The organism is Streptomyces sp. NBC_01803, from assembly GCF_035917415.1.
Classification (GTDB): Bacteria; Actinomycetota; Actinomycetes; order Streptomycetales; family Streptomycetaceae; genus Streptomyces.
On record NZ_CP109073.1, the window covers coordinates 1,725,805 to 1,746,632 of the forward strand.

At 71.2% G+C, this 20,828-nt stretch carries 17 protein-coding genes and 3 tRNA genes; 2 read left to right on the forward strand and 18 right to left on the reverse strand.

Annotated elements, in window-relative coordinates; translation table 11 throughout:
- The first annotated feature begins 87 nt into the window (after positions 1–87).
- Positions 88–732 carry a MerR family transcriptional regulator gene (locus tag OIE51_RS07260; protein WP_326600531.1) on the forward strand — a complete coding sequence of 215 codons (645 nt, stop codon included), beginning with the start codon at positions 88–90 and terminating at the stop codon, positions 730–732.
- A 58-nt stretch (positions 733–790) separates the two neighbouring features.
- Here OIE51_RS07260 and OIE51_RS07265 read toward each other — a convergent pair.
- The 13 genes from OIE51_RS07265 to OIE51_RS07325 all read right to left on the reverse strand — a co-directional run bounded on the left by OIE51_RS07265 (position 791) and on the right by OIE51_RS07325 (position 13,601).
- Positions 791–863 (reverse strand) — tRNA-Glu (locus OIE51_RS07265).
- 24 nt (positions 864–887) lie between these two features.
- Positions 888–960 (reverse strand) — tRNA-Glu (locus OIE51_RS07270).
- Between the two features lie 22 nt (positions 961–982).
- Positions 983–1,054: transfer RNA gene (locus OIE51_RS07275), tRNA-Gln, on the reverse strand.
- Positions 1,055–1,179: 125 nt separating this feature from the next.
- Positions 1,180–2,664, reverse strand: coding sequence for a glutamate--tRNA ligase (gene gltX / locus OIE51_RS07280; RefSeq protein ID WP_326596361.1), 1,485 nt, complete (start codon positions 2,662–2,664; stop codon positions 1,180–1,182).
- Positions 2,657–3,439 (reverse strand): fumarylacetoacetate hydrolase family protein, encoded by a 783-nt coding sequence (locus tag OIE51_RS07285; RefSeq protein ID WP_326596362.1) that lies wholly within the window; start codon positions 3,437–3,439, stop codon positions 2,657–2,659. Before OIE51_RS07285 ends, gltX begins: the two co-directional genes overlap by 8 nt.
- Positions 3,440–3,510: 71 nt before the next feature.
- Positions 3,511–4,104: a GTP-binding protein gene (locus OIE51_RS07290; protein WP_079032340.1), complete on the reverse strand. Its 594-nt coding sequence runs from the start codon at positions 4,102–4,104 to the stop codon at positions 3,511–3,513.
- Positions 4,085–4,726, reverse strand: coding sequence for a DUF742 domain-containing protein (locus OIE51_RS07295; RefSeq protein WP_326596363.1), 642 nt, complete (start codon positions 4,724–4,726; stop codon positions 4,085–4,087). Before OIE51_RS07295 ends, OIE51_RS07290 begins: the two co-directional genes overlap by 20 nt.
- A 103-nt stretch (positions 4,727–4,829) precedes the next feature.
- Positions 4,830–5,243, reverse strand: a complete 414-nt coding sequence (locus tag OIE51_RS07300) for a roadblock/LC7 domain-containing protein (RefSeq protein ID WP_062206445.1) — start codon at positions 5,241–5,243, stop codon at positions 4,830–4,832.
- 10 nt (positions 5,244–5,253) lie between these two features.
- A complete protein-coding gene (locus OIE51_RS07305; RefSeq protein ID WP_326596364.1) occupies positions 5,254–8,274 on the reverse strand; it encodes a sensor histidine kinase in 3,021 nt (1,006 codons plus the stop codon).
- Positions 8,275–8,579: 305 nt separating this feature from the next.
- A complete protein-coding gene (locus OIE51_RS07310; protein WP_326596365.1) occupies positions 8,580–9,173 on the reverse strand; it encodes a GTP-binding protein in 594 nt (197 codons plus the stop codon).
- A complete protein-coding gene (locus tag OIE51_RS07315) occupies positions 9,154–9,564 on the reverse strand; it encodes a DUF742 domain-containing protein (protein ID WP_442812042.1) in 411 nt (136 codons plus the stop codon). The genes OIE51_RS07310 and OIE51_RS07315 overlap by 20 nt, the downstream gene beginning before the upstream one ends.
- A gap of 70 nt (positions 9,565–9,634) precedes the next feature.
- The gene (locus OIE51_RS07320; protein ID WP_062206445.1) at positions 9,635–10,048 is read right to left on the reverse strand and encodes a roadblock/LC7 domain-containing protein; all 414 of its coding nucleotides are present in this window, start codon (positions 10,046–10,048) and stop codon (positions 9,635–9,637) included.
- Positions 10,049–10,067: 19 nt separating this feature from the next.
- Positions 10,068–13,601, reverse strand: a complete 3,534-nt coding sequence (locus OIE51_RS07325; protein ID WP_326596367.1) for a sensor histidine kinase — start codon at positions 13,599–13,601, stop codon at positions 10,068–10,070.
- 551 nt (positions 13,602–14,152) lie between these two features.
- Here OIE51_RS07325 and OIE51_RS07330 point away from each other — a divergent pair.
- A complete protein-coding gene (locus OIE51_RS07330) occupies positions 14,153–14,329 on the forward strand; it encodes a hypothetical protein (protein ID WP_326596368.1) in 177 nt (58 codons plus the stop codon).
- An 86-nt stretch (positions 14,330–14,415) separates the two neighbouring features.
- On the opposite strand, the gene OIE51_RS07335 is transcribed toward OIE51_RS07330, so the two are convergent.
- The 5 genes from OIE51_RS07335 to OIE51_RS07355 form a co-directional block, all read right to left on the reverse strand.
- Positions 14,416–14,637 (reverse strand): acyl-CoA carboxylase subunit epsilon, encoded by a 222-nt coding sequence (locus tag OIE51_RS07335; protein ID WP_326596369.1) that lies wholly within the window; start codon positions 14,635–14,637, stop codon positions 14,416–14,418.
- Between the two features lie 21 nt (positions 14,638–14,658).
- Positions 14,659–16,254, reverse strand: coding sequence for an acyl-CoA carboxylase subunit beta (locus tag OIE51_RS07340; protein ID WP_326596370.1), 1,596 nt, complete (start codon positions 16,252–16,254; stop codon positions 14,659–14,661).
- A gap of 183 nt (positions 16,255–16,437) precedes the next feature.
- Positions 16,438–18,051: a citramalate synthase gene (gene cimA, locus OIE51_RS07345; RefSeq protein ID WP_326596371.1), complete on the reverse strand. Its 1,614-nt coding sequence runs from the start codon at positions 18,049–18,051 to the stop codon at positions 16,438–16,440.
- Positions 18,052–18,422: 371 nt separating this feature from the next.
- The gene (locus OIE51_RS07350) at positions 18,423–19,529 is read right to left on the reverse strand and encodes a branched-chain amino acid aminotransferase (RefSeq protein ID WP_326596372.1); all 1,107 of its coding nucleotides are present in this window, start codon (positions 19,527–19,529) and stop codon (positions 18,423–18,425) included.
- 243 nt (positions 19,530–19,772) lie between these two features.
- Positions 19,773–20,822, reverse strand: coding sequence for a 3-isopropylmalate dehydrogenase (locus OIE51_RS07355; protein ID WP_326596373.1), 1,050 nt, complete (start codon positions 20,820–20,822; stop codon positions 19,773–19,775).
- Positions 20,823–20,828: the final 6 nt, after the last annotated feature.

A 20,828-nucleotide genomic window follows, 5' to 3' on the forward strand; every position in this document is an offset into this window, starting at 1 on the left:
CTCCCCGCTCGCCGCGCATTGGATAGTGGCACTATCCATGATTGGATAGTGCCACTCTCCCATCAGAAGCGCAAGGGGTGCGGGCCGATGCGGCTGGCCGAGTTGAGCAAGCGCAGCGGAGTCTCCACCGCGACCATCAAGTACTACCTGCGGGAGGGCCTGCTGCCCCCCGGGGAGCGGGTGAGCGCCACCCAGGCCGAGTACGACGAGGAGCACCTGCGCAGGCTCCGCCTGGTGCGGGCCTTGGTCCAGGTCGGCCGGGTTCCGGTGGCCACCGCGCGGGACGTGCTGGCCGCCGTCGAGGACGAGTCGCTGGACCAGCTCTCCCGCCTCGGCACCGCGGTCTCCGCCCTCCCCCACGGCCCCGCCGTCGGCGCCGAGGACGCGGCCGTGGACACCGCCCGCCGCACGGCCGAGGAGGTGCGACGCCGGCTCGGCTGGCGGCACGCCCCGGGGAACCCGGCGCACGGCATGCTGGTCTCCGCCCTCGCCGCGCTGATCCGCCTGGGATATCCGTGCGACGTCGACCAACTGCTGCCCTACGGGCGGGCCGCGAGCGCCATCGCCGGGCACGAGATCGCCCTCATCGAGGAGTTCGAGGCGCCCACCACCCAGCTGGAGGCGGCCGTGGCGCTCACCGTGCTCTACGAGCCGGTGTTGCTGAGCCTGCGGCGGCTGGCCCAGGCCGAGGAGGCCGACCGTCGCTTCGGCGGCGGCCAGGCCCCGGAATGACCGGACGGGAACACCGAGAAGGCCCCCCGCCACCGGCGGAGGGCCTTCCTCAATCGTGTACCCCCGACCGGATTCGAACCGGCGCTACCGCCTTGAGAGGGCGGCGTGCTAGGCCGCTACACAACGGGGGCCCGCGAAAGATCCTTGCGGATCCGTACCCCCGACCGGATTCGAACCGGCGCTACTGCCTTGAGAGGGCAGCGTGCTAGGCCGCTACACAACGGGGGCTTGATCTTGTTGAGAGATCGCGCTGGGGTACCAGGACTCGAACCTAGACTAACTGAACCAGAATCAGTCGTGCTGCCAATTACACCATACCCCACCAAAACGCAACCCCTACACGGGGAAATCGTTGAGGTGATCGCACGGCGGCCCGGATTCCCGGCCCGCCCTTGCGACGCGCCAAACAATACCCGATCGAGAACGGTGCCCCAAAACGAGATGCGTTCAACCCCCGTGGCGGGTCAGGGCCGCGTCCACGCGGCTCAGCGTCCGGTCGCGGCCCAGCACCTCCAGGGACTCGAAGAGCGGGAGCCCCACCGTCCGCCCGGTCACCGCGACGCGGACCGGGGCCTGGGCCTTGCCCAGCTTCAGGCCGTGCTCCTCGCCGGCCGCGAGAACGGCCGCCTTGAGCTCCTCGGCGGTCCACTCGGGCACCGCCGCCAGCCGCGCGCGGGCCGTGCCGAGCACGGCCTCGGCGCCGGGCTTCATGGCCTTGGCCCAGGACTGCTCGTCGAAGACCGGCTCGTCCAGGAAGAGGAAGTCGACGTTGTCGGTGATGTCCGCCAGGACCGTCACCCGGGTCTGGGCGAGCGGCGCCAGGGCGGCGAACGCGGCCGGGTCGTACGCCTCCGGCTTCCACGGCGCGTGCGGCGCCCGCAACCACGGCTCACACGCGGCGGTGAACTCCTCGACCGACAGGTGCTCGCGGATGTGGGTGGCGTTGATCGCCTCGCACTTCTTCAGGTCGAAGCGCGCCGGGTTGGCGTTCACCGCGCCGATGTCGAAGGCCGCGACCATCTCGTCCAGCGTGAAGATGTCCCGGTCCTCGGCCAGCGACCAGCCCAGCAGGGCCAGGTAGTTGAGGAGTCCGGACGGCAGGAAGCCGCGGTCCCGGTAGAGATTGAGCGAAGCCTGCGGGTCGCGCTTGGACAGCTTCTTGTTGCCCTCGCCCATGACATACGGCAGATGCCCGAACGCGGGGATCGTGCCCTCGCCCACGCCGATGTCCGCCAGCGCCCGGTACAGCGCGATCTGGCGGGGCGTGGAGGAGAGCAGGTCCTCGCCGCGCAGCACGTGGGTGATGCCCATCAGCGCGTCGTCCACGGGGTTGACCAGCGTGTACAACGGCGCGCCGTTGGCCCGGACGATGCCGTAGTCCGGGACGTTCTCCGGGGTGAACGTGAGGCTGCCGCGCACCAGGTCGGTGAAGGTGATCGGCTCGTCCGGCATCCGGAAGCGGACGATCGACGGCCGCCCCTCCGCCTCGTAGGCGGCGGTCACCTCCGGGGACAGCGCGCGGCACCTCCCGTCGTAGCCCGAGGGCTTCCCGGCAGCGCGCGCGGCCTCCCGGCGCTCCTCCAGCTCCTGGGCCGTGCAGTAGCAGCGGTAGGCGTGGCCCGCCGCCAGCAGCCGGGCGGCGACGTCCGCGTAGATGTCCATGCGCCGCGACTGCCGGTACGGAGCGTGCGGACCGCCGATCTCGGGGCCCTCGTCCCAGTCCAGGCCGAGCCAGCGCATCGCGTCGAGCAGCGCCGCGTAGGACTCCTCGGAGTCGCGGGCGGCGTCGGTGTCCTCGATGCGGAAGACCAGGGTGCCGCCGTGGTGGCGCGCGAACGCCCAGTTGAACAGGGCGGTGCGGACCAGACCCACATGGGGGTTGCCGGTCGGGGACGGGCAGAAACGGACGCGGACGGGGGATGGGCTAGTCACGCTTGACGACCTTGTTGGTGAGAGTGCCGATGCCTTCGATGGTGACGGCGACCTCGTCGCCGACGCGGAGCGGTCCGACGCCCGCCGGGGTGCCGGTGAGGATGACGTCCTGGGGCAGCAGCGTCATGGACTCGGTGATGTGCACGATGAGGTCCTCCACCGCGCGCGCCATCTCACTGGTGCGGCCGAGCTGGCGCTGCTCACCGTTGACGGTGCACATCACGGCCAGGTCGGACGGGTCGAGGTCGGTCTCGATCCACGGGCCGAGCGGGCAGGCGGTGTCGAAGCCCTTGGCCCTGGCCCACTGGCTCTCGCGCTGCTGGACATCGCGCGCGGTGACGTCGTTGGCGCAGGTGTAGCCGAGGATGACCTCGCGGGCCCGCGAGCGGGGCACATCCCGGCACATGCGGCCGATCACCACGGCCAGCTCGGCCTCGTGGTGCACCTCGGAGGAGAAGGCTGGGTACGCGATCGCGTCGCCGTGGCCGATCACCGAGGTGGAGGGCTTGAAGAAGGTGATCGGGATGTCCGGGACGGTGTTCCCCAGCTCCCGCGCGTGCTCGGCGTAGTTGCGGCCGACGGCGACGATCTTGCTGGGCAGCACGGGCGGCAGCAGCCTGACCTTGCTCAGCGGCACCCGGCGGCCGGAGCGCTCGAACGCGGCGAAGGGATGGCCTTTGATGATGTCCAGCACGAGCTCTCCGCCCGCTTCGGGATCCGCTTCGACCACGCCGAATCCGACGGTCCCGTCAATGGAAAATCTGGCGATGCGCACGGGGCCAAGCCTAGGCCAATCGGTCACGCCCTCCCGGACCCCGGTCCGGGAGGCGGGCAGCGGCGGCGGTGTCAGCGCAGGCGGGCCATCAGCGCGTGTTCGACGAGGGTGATCAGTGTGCTCTTCGCCTCCGAGCGGTGGCGCGCGTCGGTGGTGATGATCGGGGCGTCCGGGCCGATCTGGAGCGCTTCGCGGACCTCTTCCGGGGAATACGGCTGGTGGCCCTCGAAACCGTTGAGGGCGATCACGAAGGGCAGCCCGCTGTTCTCGAAGTAGTCCACCGCCGGGAAACAGTCCGCCAGCCGGCGGGTGTCGACCAGCACGACCGCGCCGATCGCGCCGCGCACCAGGTCGTCCCACATGAACCAGAACCGGTCCTGCCCGGGCGTACCGAACAGATACAGGATCAAGTCCTGGTCCAGCGTGATCCGCCCGAAGTCCATCGCCACCGTCGTGGTGGTCTTCCCCGCGGTATGCGTCAGGTCGTCGATCCCCGCCGACGCCGACGTCATGACCGCCTCCGTCCGCAACGGGTTGATCTCGGACACCGACCCCACGAACGTCGTCTTCCCCACACCGAACCCACCCGCGATCACGATCTTCGCGGACGTGGTGGAACGGGACGGCGCGGATAGACCGCCGTCCTTAGAGCTTGCGAAGTCCACTGAGCACCCTTTCGAGCAGAGTCACGTCTGGCTGGCCACCCGGCTCGGCGTCATGACCCGGCTGGTGAATGGCGACAAGTCCCGCCTCCGCGAGATCGGCCACCAGAATCCGCGCGACCCCGAGCGGCATGCTCAGCAGCGCGGACACCTCGGCGACGGACTTGACCTCGTAGCAGAGCTGGCAGATCCGCTGGTGCTCCGGAAGCTGTCCGTGCAGTTGGACGGGGTCGGCGGTGGTGCTCACCAGCGCCTCGATCGCCAACTGGTACCGCGGCCTGGTCCGGCCACCGGTCATCGCGTACGGACGCACCAGAGGCTGCGGTGCCTCGCCCTCACCCGGTCGCCGTGGGGGAACGTCGGCGGAGCGCTGCTGCCGCGGGTACCCGCCTCCCGGCGTGGGGGCGCCTCCCGGCGGGCGGGCGGCGCCCGGCGCGGGGGGGGCGGCCGAGGCGCGCCGCACCTCGGGACCCTGCTGGCCGGCGTGCGGCTGGGCCGACGTGCTGCCGTCGTACGTACGCCACTTGCTTCCGCCGCTCGGTGCCGAGGGGAAGTTGAACCGCCCGCCGCCGTTCGACTGCGCCGGGTACTCATTGCCGTATGGTCCGCCTTGGGGCGTTGCCACAGTTCCTCCTCCGACTCCCACTGCCGATCGCGGATGCCGCGTTCGCCGCTTGGCCATGTCCCGCACTTTAAGGTGCGGGACCCCAATCCGCACAAGTCATCTGCTAGTTGAGCAAGCTCCCTTGGAGCTCCGCGCGGAGGTCGGGCGTCAGGACGGTGCCCGCCCGGTCCACCAACAGCGCCATCTCATAACCCACCAGGCCGATATCGGCCTCCGGATGCGCCAGCACCGCCAACGACGAACCATCCGAGATCGACATGATGAAAAGGAACCCCCGCTCCATCTCCACCACCGTCTGATTCACCGCACCACCCTCGAAGATCCGCGACGCACCAGCCGTCAACGACGTCAAACCCGACGCCACCGCCGCCAACTGATCCGCACGATCCCGCGGAAACCCCTCGGACAACGCCAGAAGAAGACCATCAGCGGACACCACCACCGTGTGCGACACCCCCGGGGTGTTCTCCACAAAACTGGTGATCAACCAGTTCAGGTTCTGCGCCGCCTGGCTCATCGGGCTCACACTAACGCTCCTGATCATAGGTCTGTCCGGGGCCGTGGCCCCGTTCGTCGTTCCGCTCGCCACGGCTCGTGACCGCGCCGCGGCCCTGCTGTACTCCACGGCGCAGGCTGGTGAGCCGACCGCGGACGTCGTTGGGGTCCCGGGAGACCTGGGGCCCGCCGGAGTCGGATAGTTCGGGTGTGGTGTGTTCGGTGAGATTGGCCCGGGGCACCCGCCGGGGAAGGCCCGAGGCCGTCGTGCCGACCGTCTGCTCCTCCCGGCGCGGTCCACGGCTCTCCCACCGCGCCATCCCTGGCAGTTGCGGAGCCCGGGACTCCTCCCGCGGTCGCTCCGCCGGATCCTCCTCGGAGTGCTGCGACTGTCGTTCCCGGCGGGGCAGTCCCGCGCTGGTCCTCGTGCGGAACTCGGCCGCGACGGGGTCTGGTCCACCGAAGCCTACGCGCTGCGGGCCGCCGGCGGGACTCCCGTGCGGCGATTGCGTCGACGGCCGCGCGGGCGACTGCGCCGGTGGCCCGGCGGGCGACTGCGCCGGTGGCCCGGCGGGCGACTGCGCCGACGGGCGGACCGGGGGGCGCAGGGACTGCCGGGCCGGGGACAGGGGCGCCGCCGGCGCGACGGGCCGGGTGTGCTCCGGCGGCTCGGCGACGGACGGCGGGAACGAGCCAAACCCGGGGCGGGCGGGCACCGGCGGCTCCGGCGCGGGCGGCTCGTACCCGAGGTCGGGGGCGGCGGGCTCGGGGGCGACCCGGCCCGGCCGCGGCTCGATGGCCGACCGGTGCTCCCCGGCCAGCGGCGAACGGCCCACCGGGTCGAGCCGCATGGTGTCCCCGGCCGCGTACCGGTTGTCGTCGAAGCCGAGGTCGGCGGCCGACGAGGACGGTATCCGGCCCTCCCCCAGCGCGGCGTGCGGCTGCGCGGGAACGATCCGCGAGACGGTGAAGTCCTCCTCCGGCGGCTGGGGGCGCCCCCGGCCGGGCAGCGTGATGCCCTCCGGCAGCATGACCAGGCACGTGGTGCCCGACTGCTCGCCCGAGGGCCGCAGCTGCACCCTGATGTTGTGGCGCTCGGCGAGGCGGCCGACCACGTAGAGCCCCATCCGGCGGGACACGGAGGCGTCGATGGCGGGGGGTTCGGCCAGCCGCTTGTTGATCTCGGCGAAGTCCTCCTGCGTGAGGCCGATGCCCTTGTCGTGGATCTCGATCATGATCCGGCCGTCCGGCAGGCGGGTGGCGGTGACGCGGACCTTGGTCTGCGGCGAGGAGAACGTGGTGGCGTTCTCCAGCAGCTCGGCGAGCAGGTGCACCAGGTCGTTGACGACCGAGCCGTGCACGTCGCGCTCGGGGACGCCGGACAGCTCGATCCGGGCATACGCCTCCACCTCCGAGGCGGAGGCGCGCATCACGTCGACGAGCGCGGCCGGCTGGTTCCACCGGTGCTTGGGCTCCTCACCCGCGAGGACCAGCAGGTTCTCGCTGTTGCGGCGCATGCGGGTGGCGAGGTGGTCCAGCTTGAAGAGGTGTTCGAGCTGCTCGGGGTCGGCCTCGTGGCTCTCCAGCTCGCTGATGAGCGCGATCTGCCGTTCGATGAGGCCCTGGTTCCGGCTGGAGAGGTTGGTGAAGATCGCGCTGACGTTGCCCCGCAGCAGCGCCTGCTCGGCGGCCAGCCGCACGGCCTCCTGGTGCACCTGGTCGAAGGCGCGCGCGACCTCGCCGAGCTCGTCCTGGCTGGTGATGGCGATGGGGGCGACGCGGGTGTCGACGTCGCCCGGGTTGGCCCGGGAGAGCTGGTAGACCAGGGCGGGCAGCCGCTGCTCGGCGACCTCGAAGGCGGCGGCGCGCAACCGGCGCATGTTGCGGCTCATCGAGCGGGCCATCAGCGCGGCGATCGCGAAGCCGAGGATCAGGGCGGCCAGCACCACCACGGAGTTGACCAGCATGTCGCGGCGGGCGGCCGAGGCGATGTCCTGCGCCTCCAGCACCGCGGAGTTCACCAGCTCGCGCTCGGCGGTGCGGTACGCGTCGAACTCGGCGGTCGAGGTCCGGTACCACGACTCCCAGGTGATGTCGTGATCCTCCGCGAGGTTCTCGGGGGTGGCCCCCTCCGCGCCGATGGCCCGGACCATCGCGTCCTTCTCGTCGGACTGCGACTGCGCCACCTCGCTCATCCGCCGCAGGTCGTCGGGGTCGCCGGCCGCGAAGTACTCGGCCTGGGCGATGCGCTCCAGGTAGGCGTACGAGGAGAACGCGGTCCGCATGGCCTCGCGCGTCGCATTGTCCTCGGCGGGGTCGACCAGCATGTGCGTGCCGATGGAACGCTGCAGCGAACTGGCGGCCTTCGCCAGGGAGATGGCGTACACGGTCCGACCGTAGGAGGTGACGTTGCCCGTGCCGAGACCGAGCTCGTTGGCGAGCGACATCAGCGGGTGCTGGACATCGACGTACCACTGCTCGGTCTCGACGCCCGGCAGCTCGTCGGTGTAAGCCTGCTCGCGCAGCGGCTGGAGGTCGGCCTCCTGCTCGGCGACGACGGCGAGCCGGCGGTCAAGGCTGTCGGTCCGCGGGGTCTCCGCCACCTGTGCGTGGAACTCCGCGCGCGCCTGGTCGGTGATCCGGCGGGCGTCCTCGATGACGAGGCTGTCCCGTTCCCCGGTGAGCAACGGCTCGGCGGTGACGTCGCGTTCGTCGATCAGGGCGTGGCCGTAGGCCGCCGCGGCGCGCACCAGCTCGGCGGTCGCCTCCGCGTCGTCGGCCTCCTGCCAGCGGTCGTAGGAGTCGTACACCCGGAAGCCGCCGAGCGCGAGGGAGACGAGAACCGGGATGAGCAGGATGGCGTAGAGCTTCGTCGCCACCCGCCAGTTGCGGGGCGCCATTCTTGAGCCGGGGGGCTCTGGCACCGGGTCCGGGTCGAGCTCGGCCTCGATCGGCCGCCGGGCCACCGACGGCGGGGTGAAGTTGCCCCGCCCGGCCGTCCGGGGGGTCGCGGACCCTCCGGGGTTCGCGGGAGTCGCGCTGCTGCGCCTCACTCGGCTCTCACCTCTCGGCATCGGCACACCGTCGCCCATGGCTGTCACGACTGCGGAGTTGTGTGGATTCCAGCACGTGACCAGGGGAGTTTCCAATCCCCCGAACCGTCCTGTTTCCAGCCAACTACCACCGCGCCGAATCGGGCATTAGAGTCAAGAGCCGCAAATGGCCCGCTTTTTGTAAGCGGAGAGATACCCGACGCTCGCGGCACGTGCAGAAAAGGTGAGGGGCCCCGCGTCGAATTGTTACGAATATCGACAGAGGACGTGTTCAAGAACACAGACCTGGCGCAGCGTGCGTGCCCTCAGTGCAACCGTGCGAGCAGTGCGTGTTCGACGAGGGTGATCAGTGTGCTCTTCGCCTCCGAGCGGTGGCGCGCGTCGGTGATGATGATCGGGACATCCGGGCCGATCTGGAGCGCTTCGCGGACCTCTTCCGGGGAATACGGCTGGTGGCCCTCGAAACCGTTGAGGGCGATCACGAAGGGCAGCCCGCTGTTCTCGAAGTAGTCCACCGCCGGGAAACAGTCCGCCAGCCGGCGGGTGTCGACCAGCACGACCGCGCCGATCGCGCCGCGCACCAGGTCGTCCCACATGAACCAGAACCGGTCCTGCCCGGGCGTACCGAACAGATACAGGATCAAGTCCTGGTCCAGCGTGATCCGCCCGAAGTCCATCGCCACCGTCGTGGTGGTCTTCCCCGCGGTATGCGTCAGGTCGTCGATCCCCGCCGACGCCGACGTCATGACCGCCTCCGTCCGCAACGGGTTGATCTCGGACACCGACCCCACGAACGTCGTCTTCCCCACACCGAACCCACCCGCGATCACGATCTTCGCGGACGTGGTCGACTGGGATGGAGCCGGACGGCCCGCGGCGCTAGAGCTTGCGAAGTCCACTGAGCACCCTTTCGAGCAGAGTCACGTCTGGCTGGCCACCCGGCTCGGCGTCATGACCCGGCTGGTGAATGGCGACAAGTCCCGCCTCCGCGAGATCGGCCACCAGAATCCGCGCGACCCCGAGCGGCATGCTCAGCAGCGCGGACACCTCGGCGACGGACTTCACTTCGAGGCAGAGCTGGCAGATCCGCTGATGCTCCGGCAACAATCCCTGGAGCTGCACCGGTTCGGCGGTGGTGCTCACCAGCGCCTCGATCGCCAACTGGTACCGCGGCCTGGTCCGGCCACCGGTCATCGCATAGGGACGCACCAGAGGCTGGTCGCCATCATCGTCGAAGGAACCGTAATGATGCGGAACACCGTACGAGCCCTGCGAAGGTGGCGGGGTGATCATAGCTCCTCCGAGCTTGACATGAGGTCGGCGAGGCGGGCGGTGGTGCTCATGTGGGGGAAGCTGAGGGTCAGTTAAGCAGACTTCCTTGGAGCTCCGCGCGGAGGTCGGGCGTCAGGACGGTGCCCGCCCGGTCCACCAACAGCGCCATCTCATAACCCACCAGACCGATATCGGCCTCCGGATGCGCCAGCACCGCCAACGACGAACCATCCGAGATCGACATGATGAAAAGGAACCCCCGCTCCATCTCCACCACCGTCTGATTCACCGCACCACCCTCGAAGATCCGCGACGCACCAGCCGTCAACGACGTCAAACCCGACGCCACCGCCGCCAACTGATCCGCACGATCCCGCGGAAACCCCTCGGACAACGCCAGAAGAAGACCATCAGCGGACACCACCACCGTGTGCGACACCCCCGGGGTGTTCTCCACAAAACTGGTGATCAACCAGTTCAGGTTCTGCGCCGCCTGGCTCATCGGGCTCACACTAACGCTCCTACTGCTGGTACGTGGGACCGAGGTCCCGATCCGTGCGGTCGGCCGAGGAATTGGCCTGGCGCCCCTGCTGGATGCCCCGGCGGAGGTTGGTCAGCCGGCCGCGGACGTCGTCCGGGCTGCGGGAGACCGACGGACCGGCCGGGGCGGCCGACTGCGACTGCGCCGCGCCGGCGACGAGGTTGGCGCGCGGCACCCGCCGGGGAAGCCCGGAGGTGGTCACGCCACCCGCGCTGGGCTGACGCAGTTGCTCGGCCTGCCGCCAGCGCTCGTCGTTGGGCGACGGGCGCCACGGTGCGCTCGCCTCCCCGGGAGCGGGCTCCCCACGGACGGGCTGGTGCTGGGCGGCTGAGGGTTCGGCGGCGGCCGGCCGAGGGCCGGGCGCGGGGACCGCCGAAGGAGCCGGAACGGAGTCGGCGGGCGAGGCTGCGGCACGTCGGGTGCCGAACCACGTCGACTCCATCTCCTCGAAGATCGGAGTGCGTTCCGGAGCGCTGTCCGCGGCGGACACGGGCAGCGGGTCGCGCAGCTCGTCGGGGCGCCGGGCCGGGAGAGGCCGTTGCGGGGCCACCGGCTGCGGGGCCACCGGCTGTGGCGCGGGGGACCGCGGCGGATCCGGCCGGGGCGCGACCTGGGCCGACGGCCGCCGCGCGGCCGGGAACTCCCCGGTGTCCTGGGGGGAGGGGCCGGAGGGAGCGCTCGGGAAGTTGAACCGGGTGGTGTCGTCGGGCTGTTGGGGACGCGGCTGGCGGCGGCCGAACGCGGCGGCCACGCCCGAGGGACCCGCACCGGTCGCGCCGACATAGCCGGGCCGGGCGTACTCGCCGGTCGACTCGGGTTCGTCGTGCCCGCGCGGCCCGTCCAGCTCGTCCGGGGCGATCGACAGGGGACCGCCGTCCTCGTCCGCGGCGGCCCAGCTCGGGCGACCGCCCTGGGACGCGGATCCGGCGGGCACGGGCTCGCCGGCGGGCGGGGCGGTACGTTCCGGGGCGGGAGGCGCGGGAGGCGCGGGAGGCGCGGGCGGCGACGGCGGGGCGACGGCGGGGCGCGGCTCGGGGACCTGGGGAGCGGCGGGGGCCGCCGGGGCCCGTGGGGCGGGCGCGGGCGGCTGTGCGGCCTGATCGTCGGCGCCCGCGGGCTTGCCGGAGCCGAGGGGGCGGGAGGGCAGCGCGGGGCGTCCCTGACCGCCAGGACCGCCCTGGACCGGCCGCGGTGGCCGCGGCTGGGGGGTGGCGGAACCCAGACTCCTGGCCTGGTCACCGCTCTGGAGGCGCGCGGTGTCCCCCTGGGCACCGCCCGACGGCACCGCGGGCGGGCGGCGGGGGCCGGCCGCCGGGGGGTCGCGGCGCAGCGTCGCGGTCGGCGGCGCGGCGGCGGCTGCTGGGGCCGGACGGGTACGGCCGCCGCCCTGGGCGACGTCGGCGGGGAGCATGACCAGGGCAGTGGTACCGCCGGAGTCGGACGGCCGCAGCTGGATGCGGATGTTGTGCCGCCGGGAGAGGCGGCCGACCACGAACAGGCCCATCCGGCGGGAGACCGAGACGTCGACCGTGGGCGGGTTGGCCAGCCGGTCGTTGATCTCGGCCAGGTCTTCCGGGGACAGGCCGATGCCGGTGTCGTGGATCTCGACCAGCACCCGGCCGTCCGGCAGCGCGTGGCCGGTGACCTTCACCTTGGTCTGCGGGGAGGAGAACGAGGTGGCGTTCTCCAGCAGCTCGGCGAGCAGGTGCACCAGGTCGTTGACGACCCGGCCGGCGACATCCGTCTTGGGCACGGCGCTGAGCTCGATGCGCTCGTACTGCTCCACCTCGGAGGCGGCGGCCCGCAGCACGTCGACGAGCGGCACCGGGCGCGTCCACCGGCGGCCCGGCTCCTCGCCCGCGAGCACCAGCAGGTTCTCGCCGTTGCGGCGCATGCGGGTCGCCAGGTGGTCCAGCTTGAACAGCGAGGAGAGCTGGTCGGGGTCCGCCTCGCGGGACTCCAGCTCGGAGATGAGGGAGAGCTGGCGCTGGATGAGGCCCTGGCTGCGGCGGGACAGGTTGGTGAACATCGCGTTGACGTTGCCCCGCAGCAGGGCCTGCTCGCCGGCCAGCCGCACGGCCTCGCGGTGCACGTCGTCGAACGCCTGGGCGACCCGGCCTATCTCGTCCCGGGTGTAGACGCCGACCGGCTCCACCGTGGTGTCGACGTCCTCGGGCTCGGCCTCGGACATGTGCTTGACGACCTCGGGCAGCCGCTTGTGGGCCACCTCCTGCGCGGTGTCCTGGAGGCGGCGCAGCGAGCGGACCATGGACCGGGCGACGACGAACGCGCCGACCACCGAGATGCCCAGCACCAGGATGATGACCGCGCCGTTGAGGATGGCGTCGCGCTGGGCCTCGTCGCGCAGCTTGCCGGCCTGCTCCTCCATCTCGGAGAGCAGCGTCTGCTCGATGCCCTCCATCGCGTCGATCTTGGCGCGGTCCTGGTCGTACCAGTCCATGTAGGACAGCGGCTGGCTCTGGATGCCCTCCTCGGCGGAGAACACCTGGGCCGCGAACTGGTTGGCCGAGGTGACGTTGACGATGCCGCCGTCGAGCGGTTCGAGGAGCTCCTCAGCGCGCTCCTCGTCCCCGTAGATCTCGGTGAAGGTCTTGAGCTGCGCGTTCTCGCTCTGCTGGTGGATGCGGCCGTAGCGCCAGTCGTTGTCCGACAGAGCGGCCGAATCGCCCGCGCGCTCGTCCCGGGCGAGGCCGGCGGTGATGACCGCGCGCTGGATGGAGGCGTGCTCCTTGGCGAGGGAGAACGCGGCGAGGGCGCGGGTGCTGCGGATCATCTCGCTGTTGCTCGTCGCCTGGGCCATGTCCTGGGAGAGCGAGAGCAGCGCGTCGATGAGCTGGTTGTACTCGGAGACGGTCTGCGAGACGTAGTCCGGGTCGGAGTACGCCTCGTTCCTGATCTGACTGATCCGGTTGATCTGGCGCCCGATGTCGGTGACCGTCGCGTGGACGCCCTGCATCGCCTCGTCGGAGCTGTTGATGCCGAGGGTGGCGTCGCTGAACGCCTCCATCGCCTGGTCGGTGCGCTCGCGGGGCGCGGCGACCTCGTCGCTCTTCGGGTTCCGGCCGCTGATCAGCGGGCCGGCCGACCGGTCGCGCTCCTCCTGGAGCGCCGCGGCCAGCAGCGTCGCCTGCTGGGTCATGTCGGTGAGCAGCTGCATGTTGTCGAGCTGCTCGATGTTGTCCAGCGAGTTCTGGATGCGCAGGCCGCCCAGCACGCTCGCGGCGACCACGGGGAGGGCGATCAGGGAGACCAGCCGGGTGCTGATGCGCCAGTTGCGCAGGGCCAGTCGGGAGCCGGCGCGGCTGGGGCGGCTGGGCGCGGACCGGCCGCCCGTTTCCTCGGCGGGGCGGTCGCGCGGGGACTGCTCGCCGGGTGGGCCGGGATGTGTCGGGTCGCCGCTCAGGGCAGGACCGACGGAGGAGCCGCGCTCTGCCGCGCCGCTCCGCTCCGCGTCCGCCGCAGCGCTGCCTTCCCTCTTGAAACGTCCCTGCACTAGCGTCGCAACCTCTGGACCAGGCGCCCCGCCGCGGTGGCGACGTGACGGTGTCGAGCCGGGGGCACGCGCGCCCCGTATCGGTCGTTCGGACAACCGGCGCGTCCGGTGTTCAGCCAGTGCGGGTGGCGCTTGGTGTGCGTCCCTCACGTGGCTCGTTGACTCGCGGCGGTCCGTGGAATTCCAGCACAGTGGCCGATCTCCAACAAGGGCCCGGAATCGTCCCGTGACATGGATGACGCCGCGTCGAGGTTTCATCACGAAGTGCGCACAAAAGGCGCGGAGGAATAGGACGTTTGCTCCCACCGTGACCACGCGATCGGCACACTTGACACGCGTCGCATACGAAGAAAGGCGAAGAATTGACCGGCTATGAGCGCTTCGCCCCATACGCGCATTGACCCCTTACGCCCGATTTGCCGCACTACTCGTGAGGAAACTCACACCTTCGGGGGGACTGAATGTCGGCATGGCGTGGGTAGACGGCGCCTAATCTCAGCGTGACCGTCCCCGGAATGACGGACCCGAGGCAGAAACCCGAGGCAGAACCCGTGAAGAGCACCCTGAGCCCGCGCTCCCTCGCCAACCCCCGGCGCACCACCCTCGCACACCTCGCGGACGCCACCGGGCTCGCCCCGGCCGTGCTGCCCGAGGCACGCATGCCCGAACTGCCCCGGCAGACGGCCAACTCGCGCCGCACCAAGCTCCAGGTGAAGCCGGCCGTCTAGCCTGCCGGGCACCGCTCCCCCACCGCACGCACGGCGCCGCCCCGGCCCTTGATGGGCCGGGGCGGCGCCGTGCGTGCGGTGGGGGGTCAGCCCTGCCAGCTGTGCGGGGCGCGGTACGCGCGGGCGCGCTCCAGGCGGCGCCACGCCGCGGGGTTGCGGTCGGCGTCGTCGCCCTCAGGGGCGGCGTGCCGGGACGAGGCGCGGGCCATCAGCAGGGCGGTCACCGCGGCCAGCTCCTCATCGCTGGCCCGGCCCTTCTCCACCCGGACCAGGTGCGGCGCCGGGGCGGTGATCGTCTCGGGGCTCATCGTCAGCTCTCCTTCGGTGGCTTACTGCGGCGGGTTGCCGTGCTTGCGGGCGGGCAGATCGGCGTGCTTGGTGCGCAGCATCGCCAGCGTGCGGATGAGGACGTCGCGGGTCTCGGCCGGCTCGATCACGTCGTCGACCAGACCGCGCTCGGCGGCGTAGTAGGGGTGCATCAGCTCCGCCTTGTACTCCTTGACCATCCGCGAGCGCATGGCGTCGGGGTCGTCGGCACCGGAGATCTGACGGCGGAAGATGACGTTGGCGGCACCCTCGGCGCCCATCACCGCGATCTCGTTGGTCGGCCAGGCGAGCGTCACGTCGGCGCCGATCGACTGGGAGTCCATGACGATGTACGCGCCGCCGTACGCCTTGCGCAGCACCACCGAGACGCGCGGGACCGTCGCGTTGCAGTAGGCGTACAGGAGCTTGGCGCCGTGCCGGATGATGCCGCCGTGCTCCTGGTCGACGCCCGGCAGGAAGCCGGGGACGTCCAGCAGCGTGATGATCGGGATGTTGAAGGCGTCGCACATCTGGACGAAGCGTGCCGCCTTCTCGGAGGCGGAGATGTCCAGCACGCCGGCCAGGGACTGCGGCTGGTTGGCGACGATGCCGACCACCTGGCCGTCGAGCCGGGACAGGGCACAGATGATGTTCCCCGCCCAGCGCTCGTGAATCTCCAGGAACTCCCCGTCGTCCACGATCTCCTCGATGACGGACCGCATGTCGTACGGCCGGTTGCCGTCGCTGGGGACCAGGTCCACCAGGGCGTCGCAGCGCCGGTCCGCCGGGTCCTCGGTGGGCACCACCGGCGGGTTCTCCCGGTTGTTCTGCGGCAGCATCGACAGCAGGAACCGCACCTCCTCGATGCAGGATTCCTCGTCGTCGTAGGCGAAGTGGGCCACGCCCGAGGTCCCGGCGTGCACGTCCGCGCCGCCGAGACCGTTCTGCGTGACCTGGGCGCCGGTCACGGCCTGGACGACGTCGGGGCCGGTGATGAACATCTGCGCGGTCTCACGGACCATGAACACGAAGTCGGTCAGCGCCGGCGAGTACGCCGCGCCGCCCGCGCACGGGCCGAGCATCACGCTGATCTGCGGGATCACCCCGGAGGCCCGGGTGTTCCGCTGGAAGATGCCGCCATAACCCGCGAGCGCCGACACACCCTCCTGGATGCGCGCGCCCGCGCCGTCGTTGAGCGAGACCAGCGGCGCGCCCGCCGACATGGCCATGTCCATGATCTTGTGGATCTTCGCCGCGTGGGCCTCGCCCAGCGCGCCGCCGAAGATCCGGAAGTCGTGGGCGTAGACGAAGACCGTCCGCCCGTGCACCGTCCCCCAGCCCGTGACCACCCCGTCGGTGTACGGCCGCTTCGCCTCCAGGCCGAAGCCGGAGGCCCGGTGCCGCCGCAGGACACCCACTTCGTGGAAGGACCCTTCGTCCAGCAGCAGACCGATCCGCTCCCGTGCCGTCAGCTTGCCCTTGGCATGCTGGGCCTCGGTGGCCTTCTCCGAGGGACCCCGCAGCGCTTCCTCGCGGATGGCGCGCAGCTCCTCGACCCGTCCACGGGCGTCGATGACGGCTACCGGTTCGGAGAGATCAGTCTCAGCTTGATCGGTCATGTATAGACCCTACGAAACGGGACCCCCTTCAGGGCTCGTCAGATCCGGACAGTCTCCGTCGCCGATTCATGGCTGCGCTGGACAGAACGGGAGTACGCCAGGGGGCGCAGTGCAGTGAAGTGACAGCGCCGCCCGGCGCGGCACTGTAAGATCCCCACAGCATATGCCCCGTCCGCCGTCGCCTCAGTCGGTCGGCCGCAGCCCGGCGCGCAGCAGTCCGTAGGTGTAGGCGTCGTCCAGCGCCTGCCAGGAGGCGGCGATGACGTTCTCCGCCACGCCCACGGTGGACCACTCCGCCTCGCCGTCGCTGGTGGTGACCAGCACCCGGGTCGTGGACTGGGTGCCGTGCTTCCCGGCGAGGATGCGCACCTTGTAGTCCACCAGCTGGATACGGGCCAGCTGCGGAAAGGTCCGCTCCAGGCCTGTGCGCAGCGCCCGGTCGAGCGCGTTCACCGGTCCGTTGCCCTCGCCGCTGGCGAGAACGCGCTCCCCCTTCGCCCAGATCCGCACCGTCGCCTCGTTCTCCATCGAGCCGTCGGCGCGCTGGTCGGTGATCGTACGCCATGACTCCAGGCGGAAGAAGCGCTGCGGGCGACCGTTGACCTCGTCGCGCAGGAGCAGCTCGAACGAGGCGTCGGCGGCCTCGTAGGTGAAGCCCCTCAGCTCGCGCTCCTTGACCCGCTCGACGATCCGGCCGACGAGTTCGCGGTCGTCCAGGTCGTAGCCCAGCTCCTTGCCCTTGAGCTCGATGGACGCGCGGCCCGCCATGTCGGAGACCAGCATCCGCATGGAGTTGCCGACCCGCTCCGGGTCGATGTGCTGGTACAGGTCCGGATCGACCTTGATGGCCGAGGCGTGCAGCCCGCCCTTGTGCGCGAAGGCGGAGACGCCGACGTAGGGCTGGTGGGTGGCGGGCGTCAAGTTGACGACCTCGGCGATCGCGTGCGAGATGCGGGTCATCTCGGTCAGGGCGCCGGGGGGCAGCACCCGCCGGTCGTACTTCAGCTCCAGGGCGGCGACCACCGGGAAGAGGTTGGCGTTGCCGACGCGCTCGCCGTAGCCGTTGGCGGTGCACTGCACATGGGTGGCGCCGCCGTCCACGGCGGCGAGGGTGTTGGCGACGGCGCAGCCGGTGTCGTCCTGCGCGTGGATGCCGATGCGGGCGGCGGTGTCGGCCACCACGGTGCGCACCACGGCCTGGACCCGGGACGGGAGCATGCCGCCGTTGGTGTCGCACAGCACGACCACGTCGGCGCCGGCCTCGTGCGCGGTGCGGACGACATCGAGCGCGTAGCCGGGGTTGGCCGCGTAGCCGTCGAAGAAGTGCTCGCAGTCCACGAAGACCCGGCGGTCGTGCGCGCGCAGGTGGGCGACGGTGTCCCGGATCATGGCCAGGTTCTCGTCCAGGGTGGTGCGCAGGGCCAGCTCGACGTGGCGGTCGTGGGACTTGGCGACGATGGTCACAACGGGGGCGCCGGAGTCGATCAGCGCCCGCACCTGCGGGTCGGCGGCGACGTCCGTGCCCGCCCTGCGGGTGGCGCCGAAGGCCACGAGCCGGGCGTGCCGGAAGTCGATCTCGGTCCGGGCCCGCTGGAAGAACTCGGTGTCCCTCGGGTTCGCGCCCGGCCAGCCGCCCTCGATGAAGCCGACGCCGAAGTCGTCCAGGTGACGGGCGATGGTGAGCTTGTCGGCGACCGTGAGATTGATGCCCTCGCGCTGGGCGCCGTCGCGCAGGGTGGTGTCGAACACATGGAAGCCGTCGCTGGGGGCCCGCGGGTCCAGGGCGTCCGTCGTCATGGCGGGGAGACTCCTGTCGGAAGGATGCGTGGTTTCAGCCTGGCTCCACCGCCCCGCGTTCCCCGCGCTCCCGCCTCCCAGCCCTGGTCGGGCCGGAAAACGAAAAGACCTCTCGCGGATGCGAGAGGTCTGCGCGCGGGTCTGGGGCGAGGTGGCCGCTGCCGCGGGTTGTGCGGATCAGCGGTCACTGCGGACCGGCGCGCCTGTCACCGATAATCATGGCGAACGAGAGCACGCGGCCAGTGTGGCACACGGTGTCCCCGTGCCGCGTGCCGTCTCACCATCCGGACGCCGGTCCCGCGCGGCCCGGCCGGTGGGCGGGGCCGCGCGGGTGAGCGGGGTGCGGGAGGGACCGGATGCGGGAACGCGGGTCAGCCGACGCGGTGCATCCAGCCGTGCCGGTCCGGAACGCGCCCGGTCTGGATGCCAAGCAGCTCCTCGCGCAGCCGCATGGTGACCGTGCCTGGCTGTCCGTCGCCGACCGTCCAGGAGGCGGCGGCCGACTTGACCGAGCCGACCGGGGTGATCACGGCGGCGGTGCCGCAGGCGAAGACCTCGGTGATGGTGCCGTCCGCGTTCCCGTCGCGCCAGTCGTCGGTGGAGATGCGGACCTCACCCGTCGCGTAGCCGAGGTCGGCGGCGATGCGCAGCAGGGAGTCGCGGGTGATGCCCGGCAGCAGGGTGCCGGTGAGGCCGGGAGTCACGATCTTCGCGTCGGCGCCGGAGCCCTGGACGAAGTACAGGTTCATCCCGCCCATCTCCTCGATCCAGCGGCGCTCGGTGGCGTCCAGCCAGACGACCTGGTCGCAGCCGTGCCCGGTGGCCTCGGCCTGGGCGACGAAGGCGGCGGCGTAGTTCCCCGCGCACTTGGCCTCGCCGGTACCGCCCGGGGCGGCGCGGACGTACTCCGTGGAGAGCCACACGGAGACGGGCTTGACACCCTTGGCGAAGTAGGCGCCGGCCGGGGAGGCGATGAGGATGAAGAGATACTCGTTGGCCGGGCGATTGATGCCGAGGCCGACCTCGCTGGCGAACATGAACGGCCGCAGGTAGAGCGACTGCTCGCCCGCGGCGGGCACCCACCCCTGGTCCTGGGCGAGCAGGACGTCGATGGCCTCGACGAACGTCTCGACCGGGAGCTCGGGCATCGCGAGCCGGCGCGCGGAGCGCTGGAAGCGCTCGGCGTTGGCGTCGGGGCGGAAGACGGCGACCGAGCCGTCGGCCTGGCGGTACGCCTTCAGCCCCTCGAAGATCTCCTGGCCGTAGTGGAGCGCCATGGTGGCCGGGTCCATCTGGATCGGCGCGTAGGGCTGAAGTCGCGCGTCGTGCCAGCCCCGGCCCTCCGTCCACCGGATGGTGACCATGTGGTCCGTGAAGTACCGGCCGAATCCGGGAGCGGCGAGCACCGATTCCCGTTCCGCCTCGGACAGCGGCTGTGCGGCGGGCTTGAGGTCGAATGCGATGGCGGGCGTCGTCATGGTGCGCGTCCTTCACGTCAAGGGTGGAGCGGGCCGCCTGTTCCGTCGCCCGACGCGGTAGTAGGACATCCGAGCAACCGGGGATGCGATGGCCCCGCGTCCGATTATGGCGCGGGACCCGCGGGCTGCGCAGGGGGCGGGGGCGGTCCCGGGGAGGATGGTGGCACTCGGCGGGAGACTTGCCCACCCCTCACGTGGGGTGACCGCCGGGTGCCAGGACCCGGCGGCGTGGAGCCGGCGGGCCTAGGACAGACCGGATACTCGTTCCGCCAGCGCGTCACCGATGGTCGCGGTGGTGCGCGGGGCGGAGGCGTCGCGCTCGGCCAGGTCCGCGGTGACGGCGTCCTCGATGCGGACGGCCTCGGCCGCGTGGCCGAGATGACGCAGCAGCAGGGCGACGGACAGCACGGTCGCGGTCGGGTCGGCCTTGCCGGTGCCGGCGATGTCGGGCGCGGAGCCGTGGACCGGCTCGAACATCGACGGGAAGGTGCGCGCCGGGTTGATGTTCCCCGACGCCGCGAGGCCGATGCCGCCGGTGACGGCGGCGGCCAGGTCGGTGAGGATGTCGCCGAAGAGATTGTCGGTGACGATCACGTCGAAGCGCTGCGGCTGGGTGACCATGAAGATCGTCGCGGCGTCGACATGCAGGTAGTCGGTGGTGACCTGCGGGTACTCCCGGCCAACGCGGTCCACCGTGTTCGTCCACAGATGGCCCGCGTGCACCAGGACGTTGTTCTTGTGGACCAGGGTCAGCTTCTTCGCCTCGCGGGCGGCGGCGCGCTCGAAGGCGTCGCGCACGACCCGCTCGACGCCGTAGGCCGTGTTGATGCTGACCTCGGTGGCGACCTCGGCGGGGGTGCCGGTGCGCATGGAGCCGCCGTTGCCGACGTAGGGACCTTCGGTGCCCTCGCGGACCACGACGAAGTCGATCTCGGGACGGCCCGCCAGGGGTGTGGCGGTGTTCGGGAAGAGGCGGCTGGGCCTGAGGTTCACGTAGTGGTCGAACGCGAACCGCAGCTTGAGCAGCAGACCGCGCTCCAGGACCCCGGAGGGCACCGACGGATCGCCGACGGCGCCGAGCAGGATCGCGTCGTGCGCCTTCAGCCGCTCCAGCTCGGCGTCCGGCAGGGTCTCGCCGGTGGCGTGCCAGCGGCGGGCGCCCAGGTCGTACCGCGTCGTCTCCAGCTTGAGGTCCTGCGGCAGCACGGCGGACAGGACCTTCAGCCCCTCCGCGACCACCTCCGGGCCGATGCCGTCGCCGGGAATCACCGCGAGATCGATACTCCGAGCCATGGGGGG